The organism is Halorhodospira sp. 9622 (assembly GCF_022228025.1).
Taxonomy (GTDB): Bacteria; Pseudomonadota; Gammaproteobacteria; order Nitrococcales; family Halorhodospiraceae; genus Halorhodospira; species Halorhodospira halophila_A.
This window is the reverse complement of the sequence record NZ_JAJNRE010000100.1, coordinates 1-645: the sequence shown is the minus strand read 5'-3', so window position 1 is coordinate 645 and position 645 is coordinate 1. Positions and strand designations below refer to the sequence as shown.

At 63.1% G+C, this 645-nt stretch carries 1 protein-coding gene; it reads right to left on the bottom strand.

The window, feature by feature from the left end; translation table 11 throughout:
- Positions 1 to 617, bottom strand: a 617-nt coding sequence (locus tag LRG07_RS13775) for a serine protease (RefSeq protein WP_238642767.1), incomplete at its 3' end; no start/stop codon positions are given.
- Positions 618 to 645: the final 28 nt, after the last annotated feature.

The window sequence follows — 645 nt, the reverse complement described above, 5'->3', positions numbered from 1 at the left end:
AATTGATCCTCCGTCTTCGCCACCGTAATGCCCACCAACCGACCCCGCTCATCAAGAACGGGGCCACCGCTCGAGCCTCGGGCAATATCCGCGGTGTAAACCAGTAGAAAATTCCCCGGACTCCACCCCCCGCTATCACGCGCAAAACCCACCACCTCGCCCGCGCTAAAGACGCTATCCTCCACCCCTATCGATCCAATCAGATAAATCCGCTGCCCCGGAAGAAGATCGTACGCGCTCGCAAACTCGATCGGCTCCAGCGCCGAGCGCTCCGAGACCAGCTCAAGCAGACAAAGATCCGCCACAGACTCGATGACCTCGCCCTCACGCCGGTCGTTAAGCACCACAAACGGCGAGAGACCATCGATCACATGGCAGGCCGTGGCCACGATGCCCTCATCGACGACCACCCCACGCCCGAGCTGCTTCTCCTCTGGCTCGCCCTCTTCCTCTTGCTCCGGCACACCAAAAACCGTCGCCGTCGTGCCCTGCGCACCGAAGTAGATCGCCGTCGAGGTCCTCGGCCCGTCGCCCGCGCAGCCGAATACCGAAAACGTCACACCCCCAAGCAGCAGCGCCCACAGCGCCAGGCGACCGATACCCAGGCGCAGGTCCACTCAGCGCCCCTCTTGCTCCCACTCCTTC